The 16,842-nt window shown below is 49.2% G+C and carries 13 protein-coding genes; all 13 read right to left on the bottom strand.

Going from position 1 to position 16,842, the window contains the following annotated elements:
- Nucleotides 1-27: 27 nt before the first annotated feature.
- Nucleotides 28-2,661 (bottom strand): translation initiation factor IF-2, encoded by a 2,634-nt coding sequence (gene infB, locus M3650_RS01465; RefSeq protein WP_251571759.1) that lies wholly within the window; start codon nt 2,659-2,661, stop codon nt 28-30.
- Nucleotides 2,654-2,977, bottom strand: a complete 324-nt coding sequence (locus tag M3650_RS01460; RefSeq protein ID WP_019425029.1) for a L7Ae/L30e/S12e/Gadd45 family ribosomal protein — start codon at nt 2,975-2,977, stop codon at nt 2,654-2,656. The genes infB and M3650_RS01460 overlap by 8 nt, the downstream gene beginning before the upstream one ends.
- On the bottom strand, nt 2,970-3,281 hold the full coding sequence (rnpM, locus tag M3650_RS01455) for an RNase P modulator RnpM (RefSeq protein WP_251571757.1): 312 nt from the start codon (nt 3,279-3,281) through the stop codon (nt 2,970-2,972). The genes M3650_RS01460 and rnpM overlap by 8 nt, the downstream gene beginning before the upstream one ends.
- 82 nt (nt 3,282-3,363) lie before the next feature.
- Entirely contained in the window at nt 3,364-4,464 is a 1,101-nt protein-coding gene (gene nusA, locus M3650_RS01450; protein ID WP_251571755.1) for a transcription termination factor NusA, read from the bottom strand.
- Nucleotides 4,465-4,511: 47 nt separating this feature from the next.
- The gene (rimP, locus tag M3650_RS01445) at nt 4,512-4,973 is read right to left on the bottom strand and encodes a ribosome maturation factor RimP (protein WP_019425026.1); all 462 of its coding nucleotides are present in this window, start codon (nt 4,971-4,973) and stop codon (nt 4,512-4,514) included.
- 205 nt (nt 4,974-5,178) lie between these two features.
- Nucleotides 5,179-9,483 (bottom strand): PolC-type DNA polymerase III, encoded by a 4,305-nt coding sequence (locus M3650_RS01440; RefSeq protein ID WP_233695454.1) that lies wholly within the window; start codon nt 9,481-9,483, stop codon nt 5,179-5,181.
- 190 nt (nt 9,484-9,673) lie between these two features.
- Nucleotides 9,674-11,122 carry a proline--tRNA ligase gene (gene proS / locus M3650_RS01435; protein WP_233695453.1) on the bottom strand — a complete coding sequence of 483 codons (1,449 nt, stop codon included), beginning with the start codon at nt 11,120-11,122 and terminating at the stop codon, nt 9,674-9,676.
- A 111-nt stretch (nt 11,123-11,233) separates the two neighbouring features.
- Nucleotides 11,234-12,508, bottom strand: coding sequence for an RIP metalloprotease RseP (rseP, locus tag M3650_RS01430; RefSeq protein WP_019425023.1), 1,275 nt, complete (start codon nt 12,506-12,508; stop codon nt 11,234-11,236).
- A gap of 101 nt (nt 12,509-12,609) precedes the next feature.
- On the bottom strand, nt 12,610-13,752 hold the full coding sequence (locus tag M3650_RS01425; protein WP_251571753.1) for a 1-deoxy-D-xylulose-5-phosphate reductoisomerase: 1,143 nt from the start codon (nt 13,750-13,752) through the stop codon (nt 12,610-12,612).
- Nucleotides 13,753-13,811: 59 nt separating this feature from the next.
- Nucleotides 13,812-14,612: a phosphatidate cytidylyltransferase gene (locus M3650_RS01420; RefSeq protein WP_019425021.1), complete on the bottom strand. Its 801-nt coding sequence runs from the start codon at nt 14,610-14,612 to the stop codon at nt 13,812-13,814.
- 18 nt (nt 14,613-14,630) lie between these two features.
- The gene (locus tag M3650_RS01415) at nt 14,631-15,398 is read right to left on the bottom strand and encodes an undecaprenyl pyrophosphate synthase (protein WP_285848220.1); all 768 of its coding nucleotides are present in this window, start codon (nt 15,396-15,398) and stop codon (nt 14,631-14,633) included.
- Nucleotides 15,399-15,490: 92 nt separating this feature from the next.
- Nucleotides 15,491-16,045, bottom strand: a complete 555-nt coding sequence (frr, locus tag M3650_RS01410) for a ribosome recycling factor (protein ID WP_019425019.1) — start codon at nt 16,043-16,045, stop codon at nt 15,491-15,493.
- Entirely contained in the window at nt 16,045-16,773 is a 729-nt protein-coding gene (pyrH, locus tag M3650_RS01405) for a UMP kinase (protein ID WP_019425018.1), read from the bottom strand. Before pyrH ends, frr begins: the two co-directional genes overlap by 1 nt.
- Between the last annotated feature and the right edge of the window lie 69 nt (nt 16,774-16,842).

Genomic DNA, 16,842 nt, shown 5'->3' with positions numbered 1-16,842 from the left:
GTGGAAGCTGCTGCCGTACAGGTGTGTTTATTTGCGTTCAACCGTCTCCATGACAAACGCTTCGATGACGTCGCCTTCTCTGAGATCGTTGTACTTATCCAGCATAATTCCACACTCATATCCTTGTGCGACTTCTTTTGCATCATCCTTGAAGCGCTTAAGCGAGTCGATTTTCCCTTCGAAAATGACGATGCCATCGCGAATCAAGCGAGCTTCTGCCGCGCGGGAAATCTTGCCTTGCGTAATCATACAGCCCGCAATCGTACCGATCTTGCTGATTTTGAACGTGTTCCGTACTTCAGCATGACCAATAACGACTTCTTTATACTCCGGATCAAGCATTCCTTTCATCGCTTGCTCGATTTCTTCTACGATAGTGTAGATGACCCGATGCAGACGAATATCCACTTTCTCTTCATCCGCCGTTGCTTTTGCTTGCGCGTCCGGACGAACGTTGAATCCGACGACAATGGCGTTGGAAGCCGTCGCCAGGATGATATCGGATTCGGTAATGGCGCCGACACCGGAATGCAAAATCTTGACGCGAACACCTTCAACGTCGATTTTCTGAAGCGAACCGCGCAGCGCTTCGACCGAACCTTGCACGTCCCCTTTAATGATGACGTTCAGTTCTTTCATTTCGCCTTCTTTAATGTGCTTGAACAGGTCGTCAAGCGTTACGCGCGTATTAGCGCCCAACTGGCTTTGTCTGTATGTCGTTGCACGCTTCTCCGCAATGGAACGCGCTTTGCGCTCGTCTTCGAACGCCATGAACGGATCGCCTGCTTGCGGAACATCAGTCAAACCTGTAATTTCTACTGGAGTAGATGGACCTGCTTCTTTCAAGCGGCGTCCACGATCATTAACCATCGCGCGAACACGCCCGAAGCATGTGCCGGCTACGAAGGCATCTCCGACTTTGAGCGTTCCGTGCTGCACGAGAATACGTACGACCGGTCCGCGGCCTTTATCAAGCTCTGCTTCGATAACTGTACCGCGAGCTCGTTTGTCAGGGTTCGCCTTGTACTCATTTACTTCTGACACGAGCAATATCATTTCAAGCAGTTCATCAAGCCCCATGCCCTGTTTCGCAGACACGTTGACGAAAATCGTATCTCCGCCCCATTCTTCTGGAACGAGTTCATATTCCGTCAATTCTTGCTTCACGCGGTCCGGGTTAGCTTCTGGCTTATCAACCTTGTTCACGGCAACAATAATCGGGCAATTTGCTGCTTTTGCATGGCTAATCGCTTCTACAGTTTGCGGCATGACACCGTCATCTGCCGCTACGACGATAATCGTAATGTCCGTAACTTGCGCACCACGGGAACGCATCAATGTAAATGCCTCGTGACCCGGTGTATCCAGGAACGTAACCTTCTTATTGTTGTATTCGACTTGGTATGCTCCGATATGCTGCGTAATACCGCCCGCTTCAGCACTTGTTACATTTGTTTTGCGGATAGCATCAAGCAGAGTCGTCTTCCCGTGGTCGACGTGACCCATAATTGTAACGACAGCCGGACGCTCTTGCAGGTCAGCTTCTTCGTCTTTTTCTTCTGTTTCTTCGAACGGATCTTCGGAAACCGGAAGTTTCAAGTCCACTTCAACCTTGAACTCATCCGCAATCAGCTGAATCGTTTCCAAATCGACCTCTTGGTTGATGGTCGCCATCACACCGAGGAATAAAAGCTTCTTGATGACTTCGGAAGCATCCTTGTGGAGCAGCTTCGCGAGTTCTCCTACCGTCATCTCTCCGCGCACAATAATCTTTTTCGGTGTATTGTCAATTTTTTCACGATGCACTTGCTGTTGATTGTTCCCTCTGCCGCGGTTCTTGCCGCCGCGACCGCCACGACCGTTGCGCATGCCGCCGCCCGTTCTGTTGTCATCAAAGCGCTTAGTCGTGGAGTTCGGCTTTCTGCTTTGATTTTTGTTGCCGCCTGGCTTCTGAGAGAAGCTGTCGTTATTCGTCGAATCGAAGCTGCGAGCAGGCTGCTGTTGACGTTGAGGCTGTTGCGATTTGCCTTGGTCGTTACGCTGCTGCTGCTGCGGTGCAGTTCTCTGCTGTCCGCCCCGATTCATATTATTGGATTGGCCGCCTTGCTGCGGTCTGCGTTGTTCACCTTGTCCCGTCGGTTTCCCCTGATTGTTACCTTGTCTTGTATTCATAGAAGTTTGTCTATCGCCGCCCTGTCTCTGTTGTTCTCTTTGACCATCACGAGCTCCACCACGATTAGCGTTGCGATCCGAAGAAGCCGCTGGGCTCGACGGACGTCCATCACGCGAACCACTGCGATTTCCATCACGCTGTCCTTCACGCTGTCCTTGACGCGGCTTATTGTCGTTGCCTTCTTTACCGCTGTTGTCCGTTCTCTTTGGCGCTTCGGCAGGTTTGCTGCTCACTTGACTGACTTGCGCTTGCGTTTGCGGTTTAGATTGCGATCCGCCCTCACGCTTCGCTTGTGCATTTGCTTTTACATCCTTAAAAAACTGTTCTACTTTTACCACTGCATCATTCTCCATTACACTCATATGGTTGTTTACTGGAATGTTAATACGCTTGAGAATCGTAATAATTTCTTTGCTGCTCATATTGAGCGATTTGGCATATTCATACACTCTCAATTTGTCTTTATTGTCCTTCTCTTGTTTAGTCAATATACTCCACCTCCGACATAGTTTTCAGTCCGTTCTGCATCATGTTCGCAAACCCATGATCCGTAACCGCCAAGACCACCTGTTCCGCTTTGCCGAGGCTTTCCCCAAGCATCATTCGGTCAAACCCGATGACAAGCGGCACGCTGTAGCTATGGCATTTATCCCGAAACTTCTTTTTCGTGTTCTCCGATGCATCCCCCGCAACGAATACGAGCCGCGCTTGCTTGCTTCGAATCGCCTTCATCACATTCTCGTCCCCTGTAACGAGCTTGCCTGCCCGGCGCGAGAGGCCTAGCTGCGACATCAGCTTACTCATCATCGTCCTCCCGCTCTTGCAAAGCGCGAAATTCATCTTCCACTTTCACGAAATCGTTAGCAAGCTGTTCATATATTTCGGGATGCACCTGATGCTTCAACGCCCGATCCAAAGCACGCGATTTATGAGCCAGCTTAAAGCAGGATAGCTTTCCGCACAAATATGCGCCGCGACCTGATTTTTTCCCTGTCAAATCGATTAGCACTTCATCCTCGGGCGTCTTCACAACACGAATAAGTTCTTTCTTCGGCATCATTTCCTGACATGCGACACATTTGCGCAGCGGCACTTTTCTTTGTCTCATGACTCATACCCCCTTACGATCCGATCGCACCGTCCAGAGAAGGCTGCGACCGTTTCATATGGCGTTGGTCGCGCCTTCGGTGTTATTCGCTTATTTCTACGTTTTCTTCCGGATCCGCAAGCGATTCATTTTCTTCGGCCGCCGGTTCTTGTTCCGCTTGAGATTCACTCTTAATGTCTATCTTCCATCCGGTCAATTTTGCTGCAAGACGAGCATTTTGACCTTTAATACCGATAGCAAGCGACAATTGATAGTCAGGGACGATAACGCGCGCCATCTTCTCTGCTTCACGCACATCCACCTCAACGACCTTGGACGGGCTGAGTGCGTTCGCTACATATTCTTGCACATCTTCCGACCAACGGACGATATCAATCTTCTCACCACGCAGTTCATTTACAATCGTCTGGACGCGCATTCCTTTCGGACCAACACAGGAGCCGACCGGGTCAACTTCTTCATTGCGGGAAAATACCGCAATTTTCGAACGCTGCCCAGCTTCGCGAGCAACGGATTTAATCTCGACGACACCGTCAAAGATTTCCGGAACTTCAAGCTCGAATAGACGCTTCAGAAGCCCTGGGTGCGTGCGGGATAAAATAATTTGCGGGCCCTTTGTCGTATTTTCCACTTTCGTAATGTATGCTTTCACGCGATCGCCGTGCTTAAATTTCTCACTCGGCATCACTTCATTCAGAGGAAGTACCGCTTCTACCTTACCAAGATCCACATACACATTACGCATGTCTTGACGCTGCACGATACCAGTTACGATATCATCAGCTTTGTCAATAAAAGCGTTGTAGATGAGCCCGCGTTCCGCCTCGCGAATGCGCTGGGTCACAACCTGCTTCGCAGTTTGCGCCGCAATGCGTCCGAAATCGCGTGGAGTTACCTCGATTTCGCACACATCATCCAATTGATAATTAGGATTCAGTTCGCGTGAAGCGTGGAGCGAAATTTCCATGCGCGGATCAAGTACCTCGTCCACAACCGTCTTGCGTGCAAATACTTTAATGACACCGGTTGCCCGGTTAATATCGACACGCACATTTTGCGCTGTATTAAAGTTACGTTTGTAACTCGAAATGAGTGCTGCTTCGATCGCATCGATCAGCACATCCTTGCTAATCCCTTTCTCTCTTTCGATCTCCGTCAAAGCTTCAATAAAATCCATACTCATTTGGTTAGTTCCCCCTTTCAGCCGATACCGGCTTGATTCCATTCATATTAGAAGACTATCGCAAGTCGTGCGCTAGCTACTTTGTCGTAAGGAAGCGCGTGCTCTTTGTTACCGACTTGAACCACCACGGTCTGTTCATCAAACGAAACGAGCTGACCCTCAAACTCCTTCAGCCCGCCAATCGGTTCGTATGTAGTCACATACACGTGTTTGCCCACCGCTTTGACGAAGTCTTGTGCTTTCTTCAGCGGCCGCTCGGCACCCGGTGAGGATACCTCTAAGAAATAAGCATCCGAAATCGGATCTTCCTCATCCAACTTCAGACTCAAATATTCACTGACGCGGCCACAATCCTCAATATCGATGCCGCCATCCTTGTCCACAAATACGCGTAAGAACCAGCTGCTGCCTTCCTTCACATATTCCACGTCGACAAGTTCAATGCCATTCTCTTCCAAAAACGGCATAACCATGTTCTCCACTACCGATTTGATATTCGGTGAACTCAATGCAAAGGACCTCCTACAATGTAAGGAATATAGACTGTATATGTCAGAATCCGTTAGCAAATATGAAAGAGTGGGTTTCCCCACTCTTTACGTTAACGGATTTATCCACATGATTACCAAAAAAATTATATCATAGCCGTCTATGGAATGGCAAGGGTATTCCATTGCCCCTGCGGCCCCAGCAGGCGCTTCCTCATGCTTGCACTTAGAATAGCGACAACTGGTTGCTTTCCGGCAGTCCACGGAAGCAGCCCATTTGATTGAGCAGTTCCACTATCGTCTTCGTCGCTTTCGAACGCATCTGGAAATCTTCCACGGACAAATATTCTCCGCCCTCGCGCGATGCCGCAATGTTGCGTGCCGCGTTCTCGCCGATGCCTTGAACGGCGGAGAACGGTGGAATGAGCGCCTCTCCGTCCACCAAGAACTTCGTCGCATCCGAGCGGTACAAGTCAATTGGTTTGAACGAGAAACCGCGTGCTGTCATTTCAACCGCCATTTCCAATATCGCAATCATACTTTTCTCTTTCGTGGTTGCTTGGAACCCTTTCGCTTCGATCTCATCAATCTTCCGATTGATGGCGTCGTAGCCTTGGCAGCACAGCTCAATATCGAAATCCTCCGCTCTTACCGTAAAGTACGTCGCGTAAAATTCAATCGGATGATACAGCTTGAAATAAGCAGTACGCACCGCGGAAATGACATACGCCGCAGCGTGCGCTTTCGGGAACATGTATTGGATTTTGAGACAGGAGTCAATGTACCATTGCGGCACATTGCAACGCTTCATCTCCTCGATCCATTCCGGCGTCAATCCCTTTCCTTTACGCACGCTTTCCGTAATTTTAAAGGCAAGCCCCGCATCCATACCTGCTTTGTAAATCAAATAGAGCATAATTTCGTCACGACAACCGATAACCGTTTTGATCGTACAGACACCATTCTTAATCAACTCTTGCGCATTACCGAGCCATACCCCTGTACCATGCGACAATCCCGAGATTTGCAGCAAATCAGCAAACGAAGTCGGCTGCGATTCCATAAGCATCTGACGGACAAAACGCGTCCCCATTTCCGGAATGCCGAAGGTTGCAACCGGCGAGCGTATTTGATCTGGCCTTACGCCAAGCGAATCAGTCGAGTTGAACATGCTCATGACCTTCGGATCATTCATCGGAATCGTCGTCGGATCGACTCCGGTCAAATCTTGAAGCATGCGCATCATCGTCGGATCATCGTGCCCGAGAATATCGAGCTTGAGCAGATTCATTTCGAACGCGTGATAATCGAAGTGCGTCGTCTTCCACTCCGCGCTCGTATCATCCGCAGGGAATTGGACCGGTGTAACGTCTTCGACTTCAATGTAATCCGGTACGACGACGATACCGCCCGGGTGCTGCCCCGTGCTTCGCTTGACGCCGGTGCACCCAGCCGCCAGTCGGTTCAATTCGGCTCCACGCCATTTCTTCCCATAGTCCTCCTCATACTTCTTCGTGTACCCATACGCCGTCTTCTCCGCGACTGTTCCGATCGTGCCCGCACGGAACACGCTCTTCTCGCCGAACAGCACCTTCGTATAGTTATGGGCAATCGGCTGATATTCTCCGGAGAAGTTCAAATCGATATCGGGAACTTTGTCTCCCTTGAAGCCGAGGAACGTTTCGAATGGGATATCTTGGCCTTCGCCTTTCATCGGTTGTCCACACTCCGGACAATTTTTGTCCGGCAAGTCAAAGCCGCTCGGCACGCTGCCGTCTGTGAACCATTCGCTATGCTTGCAATCCGAATTGCGGCAAGTGTAATGCGGCGGAAGCGGGTTAACTTCCGAGATGCCGAGGAACGTCGCAACGACAGAGGAGCCGACCGAACCCCGCGAGCCAACCAAATAGCCATCCTCGTTCGATTTTTTTACGAGCCGTTCCGAAATTAAATAGTTGGCCGAAAATCCGTATTTAATAATCGGATCCAGCTCCTTCTCGAGACGCTTCACGACGATTTCCGGTATCGGTTCCCCATATATCTGCTTCGCTGTATCGTAGCATTTCGAACGCATCTCTTCGTCGGCACCGTCAATAATCGGCGTGAACAGCTTATCGGGGAATAGTTCGAATTCCTCAATCCGTTCCGCCAGCTCGTTCGTGTTCTTCACAACGACCTTGTAGGCAAGGTCTTTGCCGAGAAATTCGAATTCCTGCAGCATTTCGTTCGTCGTGCGGAAATGCGCATCTGGCTTCCGGAGATCCTTAAGCGGACTGAATCCCGTAATGCCGTGAATTGTAATGTCACGGAACAACTTGTCGCGCGGACTCAAATAATGAACGTTGCCAGTCGCCACGACCAGCTTATTCAGCTTGTCTCCTATCTGGATAACCTTGCGCAGCGCATCTTGGATTTGGGCGGTTGATCCCACCAGTCCTTTCTCCACCAAGTGCATGTACATCGTCAACGGTTGAATCTCCAGCACGTCATAGAACTCGGCGATCTGTTCTGCTTCTTCCAGCGATTTATTTAAGACCGTCTCGAAAAATTCACCTTTCTCGCAGCCGGACATGACAAGCAATCCCTCTCTCATTTCCACGAGCTTGCTCTTCGGAATGCAAGCGACACGCTTGAAATACTCGGTATGAGACATCGATATAAGCTTGAACAGATTTTTCTTCCCTACCGAATTCATGGCATAAATATTGCAATGGAAAGGCCGGGCATTTTGCAGGTTTTGCCCGACATAATCGTTTAACCGTTCCAGCATTTCAATACCGCGAATCTGATATACATCGTTCAAGAGCCCGTTCAATATGCCGGCGAGCGCGATCGTATCGTCAATCGCGCGGTGATGATTCTCAAGTGATACTTTATATTTATCCGCGAGCGTATTGAGGCGGTGATTTTTCATGCTGGGATGCAATAGCCGCGCCAGTTCCAACGTATCCAGCACCGGATTCGTCAGCTCCGGCAATCCAAGCTTTTTCAAGTTATTCTGTACGAAGCCCATATCAAAGCGGGCGTTATGCGCCACCAGAATTGCGTCGCCTGCAAAATCAGCGAATTCGGGCAAGACCTTATCGACCTCAGGCGCATCCTGAACCATTTCATCCGTAATATTCGTTAGCTGTTGAATGTTGTATGGAATGCGCTCGTGTGGATTGACGAACGAGGTATAACGGTCGATTTCCTCCCCGTCCTGGATCTTCACGCCCGCAATTTCGATGATTTTGTTGTTGGTTACGGACAGTCCGGTCGTCTCGATATCAAATACGACGTATGTCGCCTCTTTCAAGTTGCGCGAATCTGAGTTCATGACCACTTCCAAATTATCATTGACGACGTTCGCTTCCAAGCCATAGATCATCTTGATGCCGTGCTTCTTAGCCGCCTTCGCAGCTTCCGGATAGCACTGCACATTTCCATGGTCCGTCACCGCGATCGCCGGATGTCCCCACTTCGCCGCTTGCTTGATGTAGTCGCTAATCGAGGTGACTGCATCCATTGCACTCATTGACGAATGTAAATGGAACTCAATCCGCTTCTCTTCCGCCGTATCCTTGCGTTCGGCGGGCGGCGTCACTTCGTTCACATCAGACGGCATCATGACAAGCTCGGGCACCTGCATGAAGCGATCGTATTCCACGCGTCCTCGCGCCCTCAGCCATTTCCCGTTCGAAATGAGGCTCAGCATCTTCACGTCTTCCTTCGTCTTCGCGAACATTTTGAGCATGATAGAATCCGAGAAATCGGTCAAATTGAACGTAAAGAGCGTGCTTCCGTTGCGCAGCTCCTTCATCTCGAGACCGAATACGGCGCCTTGGACGGTCACCCGCTTCTCCTCTTCCTGGATGTCCATAATAGGAGTCGGGTTATCTTTAATATCATAACCGACCTGCAGCCGTTCAGGAGCTTCGCCCTCCGCTTCCGCTACCTCGCGCTCCGCGCTCTCCATAATTTGCTGAACCGCATGCCGCTCTTCCTGTACGACCTTCGCCTGGAACGCTTCATACGCACTGCTATCGAAGCTGCCTGCTTGAATCGTCACACGGAGCGTCCGCATGAAATAAGTCTCGAAGAATTTGACTACATAATCATCAATTTTCTTCTTCTTCGCAAGCTCAAGCGTTGTCGTTTCTGATAATGTCAATTTAACATGATCTTGTTCGGTTTCAACCTTGGCTCGATGAAGCCACCCATTTACTGAGGCAACCTCGCGCTTCACCCATTCAACGAACAACCCCCAATATGCCTCAACGATATCTCCGCTGGCAACTTGCTCGTCATAGTGAAAAATAATGCGAATCTTCGCAATATGAGACATTTTATCTTGAACCTTCAGACAGAAGGAACGATAGGCCTCCGCTGGGACAACTGATGATTTACCGATGTGTATCGTCCATTCCCGATTGGAACGGCTGCACTCCACCTGTTCAATCCGGCCATCCAGAAAAAAACTGTCTACCAGTTCCCCCGGTAAATCCGCCTGTTTCATTAATAGCTCAAATCGTTGTCTTTTGTCCGACATGCCGTTTCTCCCACCTCCTCTATTTCCTGCAGTCTCAGGACTGCGTACAGCCGACGAGAAACCCAAATGAAAGAGAAGCCTCTCTCAGGCGAGTCATCTTCCGGTGTTCCGTTGGATGTTCACGTGATGGAAGCTTCCCTTCATCCTGTCTGCAAGCAGGCTTATTTCAGTAAAACGTATCTAAGGCAATCTAGTACGCACGAGCGAACACAACCGTATGCTTCGCAGCCTCGCCGCACACTAAGCAAGTTGTCTTCTTCTCCTGCGGATCGAATGGAATATTACGGCTCGTTGCACCGGTTTCGTCCTTCACGTGCTTCTCACACGCTTCTGAACCGCACCATCCGGCAAGCGTAAAGCCGCGCTTCTCTTCCATCTCCGCTTTCATCTCATCAATCGAATCGACCGTGTAGAAATGCTCGTCGCGGAATTGCTTGGCGCGATCATACATTTCCTGATGGACATCCGCAAGCATTTTGCGCACTTCTTCCACCAAGTTTGCTTGTTCCACCACACGCTTCTCACCGGTGATACGGGATACTAATATGCATACGCCGTTCTCCATATCACGCGGGCCGATCTCGAGACGCACCGGCACACCGCGCATTTCATATTCATTAAATTTCCAGCCCGGACTAATGTCCGAACGGTCGTCCATACGGACGCGTACGCCAGCTTGCTTCAATTCACCGAACAGTTCGTTGGCGCGGCCAACGACTTGATCGCGAAGTTTCGCTGGACCGATAGGAATCATAATGACTTGGGTTGGAGCCACCTTCGGCGGCAATGCAAGACCGCGGTCATCTCCATGCACCATAATAAGGGACCCGATCAGACGAGTGCTCACGCCCCAGGACGTCGTATGCACGAATTCCTGCTCGTTCTCGCGACCCAAAAATTTAATATCGAAAGCAACCGCAAAGTTGGTTCCTAAATAATGAGATGTCCCGGCTTGAACAGCTCGTCCATCCTTCATCATCGCTTCGATAGAGAATGTGTCGACAGCACCCGCAAATTTCTCCGAAGGCGTCTTCTGGCCTTCGATGACCGGAATGGCCAAATAATCTTCAACGAACTCGCGATATGTCTTCAGCATAAGCATCGTCTCTTGACGTGCTTCCTCTTCCGTTTCATGTGCAGTGTGACCTTCTTGCCACAAAAATTCGCTCGTTCGCAGGAACGGAAGCGTGCGCTTCTCCCAACGAACGACGTTCGCCCATTGATTAATCAGTACCGGCAAGTCACGGTATGATTGGATCCATTTCGAATACATATGACCAATCATCGTCTCTGATGTCGGACGTATCGCCAGCTTCTCCTCAAGCACTTCACCGCCGGCTTCCGTTACCCATGGCAGCTCCGGATTGAAGCCTTCCACGTGCTCCTTCTCTTTTTGGAAGAAGCTCTCTGGAATGAACAATGGGAAATAGGCGTTGCGGTGACCCGTCTCTTTGAAACGGCGGTCCAACTCTTCGCGAATATGCTCCCAAATTTCATAGCCGTCCGGGCGGAAGACGATACAGCCGCGAACCGGCGAATAATCCATTAATTCCGCCTTCTTGATGACGTCAATGTACCAGCGCGAGAAATCCTCTTGCTGAGGTGTAATTTCCGTAACAAATTGTTTTTCTTTCGACATAACGGTTAAAATCCTCCCGAAGACACAATCCGCATCATCATTTATTCCGTACAGCTGTGTCATATAAATGCTTCATTAAAAGGGCATTCTTTGATCAAATCTCCGTTTCTATTACCCTTTAACTAAACGAAGTATATCGTTGTAGGTGACAGCCAGCATCAACAACATCAGCATGGCGAATCCTACGAAATGAACCATACTCTCCCGATTCGGATCAACCGGCTTGCCGCGAACTCCTTCGATACCCAGGAAGACAAGGCGACTCCCGTCTAAAGCAGGTATAGGCAATAGGTTAAAAATCCCCAAATACAAACTAAGAATCGCTGTCCAGAAAGTCAATTGCGCGATTCCCTGCTTGGCAAATTGTCCGGTTACTTCAAATGTTCTTACTGGTCCACCAAGATCATCCAGACTGAACTGACCGAATATAAGCATGCGGAAGCCTTCAAAGATGCGTTCTGTCGTATCGACCATCGTGACGCCAGCGAACTTGATCGTCTCTCCGAACGAAGCCGTTCGAGTCGGCAGCATAGGCACAATTCCAACTTTTCCGCCTTCCTGACCTTCCACTTTTTGCGGGGTAAGTGTTACCTTGATGACTTCATCACCCCGTCGGATGACGAAGTCCATCGGCTTCCCTTCAGACTTCGAAATGAGCTCGATCATTTTCTCACGATCTCCGCCAACAACCATGTCATTGACCTTTTCAATGATGTCACCTTTTTGCAATTGTGCTTGAGCAGCGGGCAGATCTGCTGTTACATCACCGATTTTTACAAAGGTCGGATTGTCTACCGGTATCCCTGCGAATTGAATGTATGCGCCGAACAAGATGAAGGCAAGGATGAAATTCATCAGCGGTCCAGCGAAAATAGACATTGCGCGCTGTCCGACTGTCTTGCTGCCGAATTGGCGGTTGTATGGAGCGATTTGGGTTTCATCGCCTTTCACGACCATCATCGCTTGCGGATGTATATCGTAAGTGAGCGTTTCACCGTCAACGTCCATAGTCACTTTCAATTCGCGCTCCAAATCAATCTTGCTCACTTCGCCACGGATGACTTGTTTACGCATGTCCAATTGATCGAGATACATCTTCGTCACTTGGTTATCCGCAATACGAACAGCAATGGTCTGCCCAGGCTGTATTTCTACAATCTCGGGATCTTCCCCCGCCATGCGCACATATCCGCCGACCGGAAGCAGCCGTAGCGTAAAACGCGTCTCCTCTCGAGTATAGGAGAATATTTTCGGACCAAACCCGATTGCAAACTCTCGCACGAGAATGCCTGCGCGTTTCGCAAAAAAGAAGTGTCCCCACTCGTGGATCGTCACGATGACGAAAAAGACGAGTATCGTTAAAAATACTATTTGCACCATCTGCACTGCGTTGCATCCTCCTTCACGATTTCGGGTCGCCGTTTATCTATATAGATTATCATTATTCTCCGATTCCGCACAAGAGAATCCGCTAAAACCAATTGGTGCTATAAAATCGCTGCGGCTTCCGCTCTCGCAAGTCCATCCGCCTCTTGTATTTCCTCCAGGGATGGGACAGGGATGACATCATGCTTCGAAATCATCTGATATACAATTCGTTCAATGTCCAAGAACCCAATCGCTCCTTGCAGAAAACGGGCAACCGCAACTTCATTGGCTGCGTTAAATACGGTCGTCGCCGTCCCCCCTGCTATGCCGCATTCACAAGCATAACGAACCATCGGATAACGATCATAGTCCATTTCACGGAAATGCAGCTTGGCCACTTGCGCCAAATTCAACGAAGGAGCTTGGTTATGGATCCGTTGCGGATAAGTAAGCGCATATTGAATGGGCACGCGCATATCTGGCACACCCATTTGCGCGATAATGCTGCCATCCTGATACTCCACGAAGGAATGGATAATGCTTTCTGGATGTATAAGTACATTAATGCGTTCATACGGCATATCAAACAGCCAATGGGCTTCGATAATTTCAAGTCCTTTATTGGCCATTGTCGCCGAATCAATCGTTATTTTGGCGCCCATGGACCAATTGGGATGCTTCAACGCTTGCTCTATCGTCACATGTTCCAGTTCTTCCCGCTTCTTATCGCGAAAGCTTCCTCCGGATCCTGTGAGCGTAATGGAACGAATCGCTTCAGCCGCTTCCCCGTTCAGACATTGGAATATAGCGGAGTGCTCGCTGTCGATAGGCATCAGCATAACGCCATTCTCCTTGGCGCGTGCTGTCACTAGATGTCCCGCTGTCACTAGTGTCTCTTTATTAGCGAGCCCTATCGTCTTGCGTGCTTCGATGGCCGCCAGCGTCGATTGCAGCCCTACACTGCCTACCACAGCTGTTATAACCATATCTGCCTCATGATTCGCCGCAACTTCGATCAAGCCTTCCGCACCATAAAACAATTCGACACCGGCCGGAAGCTGATGGCGGATGCGGTCTGCAACCTCTTTATCCTGAACAGATACTTTCCGTGGCCGGAACTCGTGCACTTGTTCTAAAACTAATGCAGCATTACGTCCTGCTGCCATTGCCTCAATCTTGAAATGTTCTGGATGATGTCTCACAACCTCCAACGTTTGCGTGCCGATGGAACCTGTCGAGCCTAATACGGCAATCCGTTTCATCCTTCCACCTCTTTTTTATTTATATCTATTTGGTAATAACTTCAGAACTGAAGTTCAATTTACAACGTTAAAAGTCCGATCAGATGGACGAAAGGAAATACGATAAGCCAACTGTCACACCGATCCAGCACACCACCGTGACCTGGAAGTAATGTTCCGGAATCTTTTACTCCGCGAACCCGTTTATAGGCGGACTGTATTAAATCTCCGATTTGTCCGATGACTGCTGCCGAGATTCCTAAGCCAAGAGCTAATGTCAAGCTTACGAGATCCGGTCGAATGAAATGGAACATAAAGGCGATGATGATGGAGGTCATGACGCCTCCTATCGCTCCTTCAACCGTCTTGTTCGGACTGATTGCAGGCCATAGCTTATGCTTGCCGACAGCCCGTCCAACGAAATAAGCGCCAATATCCGACGCCCAAATGGAAGAAAACAGCATCAAAGTCCAAAACAGACCTTCATCTCCCATGGACGTACGTGTCAACATCATATACTTAAAACCAATTCCAATGTAAAATGCGCCAAGCCACAGTTGGGATACGATCTCAATCGACACTTTATTTTTGGTGATGACCGTCATACACAGCATTACGAACATGCTTAACCACACGACCGTCTCCATCGACATCGACCACGGTAGAGACCATTGCGCCCAAGGAATCGCGATTAGGGCTAAAGTTACATAGCCGGCGATGGACGTTGCATCGAATCGCTTCACATGATGCATACGGGCAAACTCATAGTACCCCACAAAGGCTAACGCGAGGAGCAGCAATTCATAAGGCATACCGCCGATGACGCACAATACACCGAATAACGAGCCGGCTATTAGTCCCGTAACGATTCGCTGTTTCATAGAGACTGTTCCTCCAACTTAGTGTAATCCACCGTATCTGCGAGAACGGCGTTGATATTCCAGAACCGCCTCCATGAGATGCCGTTCCGTAAACTCAGGCCAATACACATCGGTGAACCACAATTCACTGTAAGCAAGCTGCCATAACATAAAGTTACTTAACCGCATTTCCCCGCTAGTCCGTATGAGCAAATCCGGATCCGGTAAATTGTGTGACAGCAAATGATTATGAATCGTGTCTTCATCAATATCATCGACATGAAGCGTTCCTTCCTCAATCTTTCGCGTAATGTCGCGAAAGCCTTCTATCAGTTCACGCTGGCCGCCGTAGTTCATCGCAAAATTCAGGACGAGCCCTGTATTGTGTTTCGTTTTTTCAATTGCTTCTTCAAGCGCCTGAACTGTATGCTGCGGCAAGCGATCGCGGTACCCCATCATACGAACTTGGACATTTTTCTCAATCAGCTCATTCAGCTCAATAGATAAAAATTCCTGAGGAAGCTTCATAAGAAAATCAACTTCATCTTTCGGGCGCTTCCAGTTTTCAGTGGAAAATGCATACATTGTCAACACCCTGATGCCGATGTCGTTTGCGGCGATGGTGACACGTTTCACAGCTTTCATTCCTGTATGATGGCCTGCAACACGCGGCAATCCACGGTTCTTCGCCCAACGCCCGTTGCCGTCCATAATAATCGCCACGTGGTGCGGAATATTTTCGGGCATCAGTTCCGGCGGTTTGCTGCTTCCCCTTTGCTGCAACCACGCTTGGACTCGCTTAATCATTCGGTCTCCTCCAACCCGTGATGAAAAAAAGACAATAAACCCCACCGTGCGGAGGGGCATGAAGAACAAATCGCTAATCTCGTTCCCGTATGTTACACTTCCATAATTTCTTTTTCTTTTATCGCCAATACTTTATCGACTTCGGCAATATATTTGTCTGTCGACTTCTGAATGTCTTCCTGATGACGACGAGATTCATCTTCGGAAATCGTCGTTTTTTCCAATTTCTTAATATCATCGTTCGCATCACGTCGAACATTACGAATGGCAACCTTTGCTTCTTCACCGTATTTTTTTGTTTGCTTAACAAGGTCCGAACGGCGTTCTTCCGTCAATGGCGGAATGGACAGGCGAATAATTGTGCCGTCATTTGCTGGCGTCAAGCCGAGATCTGATTTCATAATCGCTCTCTCAATTTCAGACATGGACGATTTGTCCCACGGCTGAATGATTAGCGTTCGAGAATCAGGCGTGCTGATATTAGCCAACTGATTCACTGGAGTCATCGCACCGTAGTATTCAACTTGCACACGATCAAGCAAAGCAGGTGTAGCGCGTCCTGCACGCAGGGTAGCAAGTTCGCGTTTCAAGGCGGAAATAGCTTTTTCCATACGTTCTTCTGCGTTCTTTTTCACTGCTTGTGGCACTAGTTTACACTCCCTTTTACTATGGTTCCAATCTTCTCGCCGAGTACGACGCGTTTAATATTGCCTTGTTCCGTAATGGCAAAAACGATAAGCGGAATGTTGTTATCCATACAAAGCGAAGATGCGGTAGAATCCATAACTCCCAGGTTGCGGTTTAACACTTCCATGTAAGTCAGTTGTTCGAATTTCTCTGCAGTTTCGTCCTTGAATGGGTCGGCAGAGTAAACCCCGTCGACTTTATTTTTTGCCATCAAGATGACATCGGCTTCGATTTCTGCAGCGCGCAGTGCTGCCGTCGTGTCCGTCGAGAAGAACGGATTCCCTGTTCCAGCCGCGAAGATGACGACGCGTCCCTTCTCCAAATGACGGATAGCGCGGCGGCGAATATAAGGTTCAGCGATTTGCTGCATCGCAATCGAAGTTTGCACGCGTGTCGGCACGCCGATTTGTTCGAGCGCATCTTGTAATGCAAGTGAGTTCATTACGGTTGCAAGCATCCCCATATAATCGGCTGTACCGCGGTCGATGCCTTTTTCGCTGCCTGCGATACCGCGCCAGATGTTGCCGCCACCACACACAATCGCGACTTCAACACCAAGCTCTACGACCTCTTGGACTTGTTCGGCAATAGAATTAATAACTCCAGATTCGATGCCGTAGCCGGCTTGACCTGATAATGATTCCCCGCTTACTTTTAATACGATGCGTTTATAAACCGGTTGTTTCAATGTTTACCCTCCACTTTTCCTAACGGCCGCTAAAAAAGAAGGAACACAATGTGTTCCAACTTTTTAGCG

The organism is Paenibacillus sp. MER TA 81-3 (assembly GCF_023713585.1).
Taxonomy (GTDB): Bacteria; Bacillota; Bacilli; order Paenibacillales; family Paenibacillaceae; genus Paenibacillus_B; species Paenibacillus_B profundus.
The sequence above is the reverse complement of the archived record's forward strand: the minus strand, read 5'-3'. Positions and strand labels throughout refer to the sequence as shown.

Bases quoted from the DNA above. Each gene is read 5' to 3' on its own strand.
- M3650_RS01425 (WP_251571753.1), bottom strand. From the start codon at position 13,752: ATGAAACGGATTGCCGTATTAGGCTCGACAGGTTCCATCGGCACGCAA.
- M3650_RS01460 (WP_019425029.1), bottom strand. From the start codon at position 2,977: ATGAGTAAGCTGATGTCGCAGCTAGGCCTCTCGCGCCGGGCAGGCAAG.
- rnpM (WP_251571757.1), bottom strand. From the start codon at position 3,281: ATGAGACAAAGAAAAGTGCCGCTGCGCAAATGTGTCGCATGTCAGGAA.
- nusA (WP_251571755.1), bottom strand. From the start codon at position 4,464: ATGAGTATGGATTTTATTGAAGCTTTGACGGAGATCGAAAGAGAGAAA.
- proS (WP_233695453.1), bottom strand. From the start codon at position 11,122: ATGTCGAAAGAAAAACAATTTGTTACGGAAATTACACCTCAGCAAGAG.
- M3650_RS01420 (WP_019425021.1), bottom strand. From the start codon at position 14,612: ATGAAACAGCGAATCGTTACGGGACTAATAGCCGGCTCGTTATTCGGT.
- M3650_RS01415 (WP_285848220.1), bottom strand. From the start codon at position 15,398: ATGATTAAGCGAGTCCAAGCGTGGTTGCAGCAAAGGGGAAGCAGCAAA.
- M3650_RS01440 (WP_233695454.1), bottom strand. From the start codon at position 9,483: ATGTCGGACAAAAGACAACGATTTGAGCTATTAATGAAACAGGCGGAT.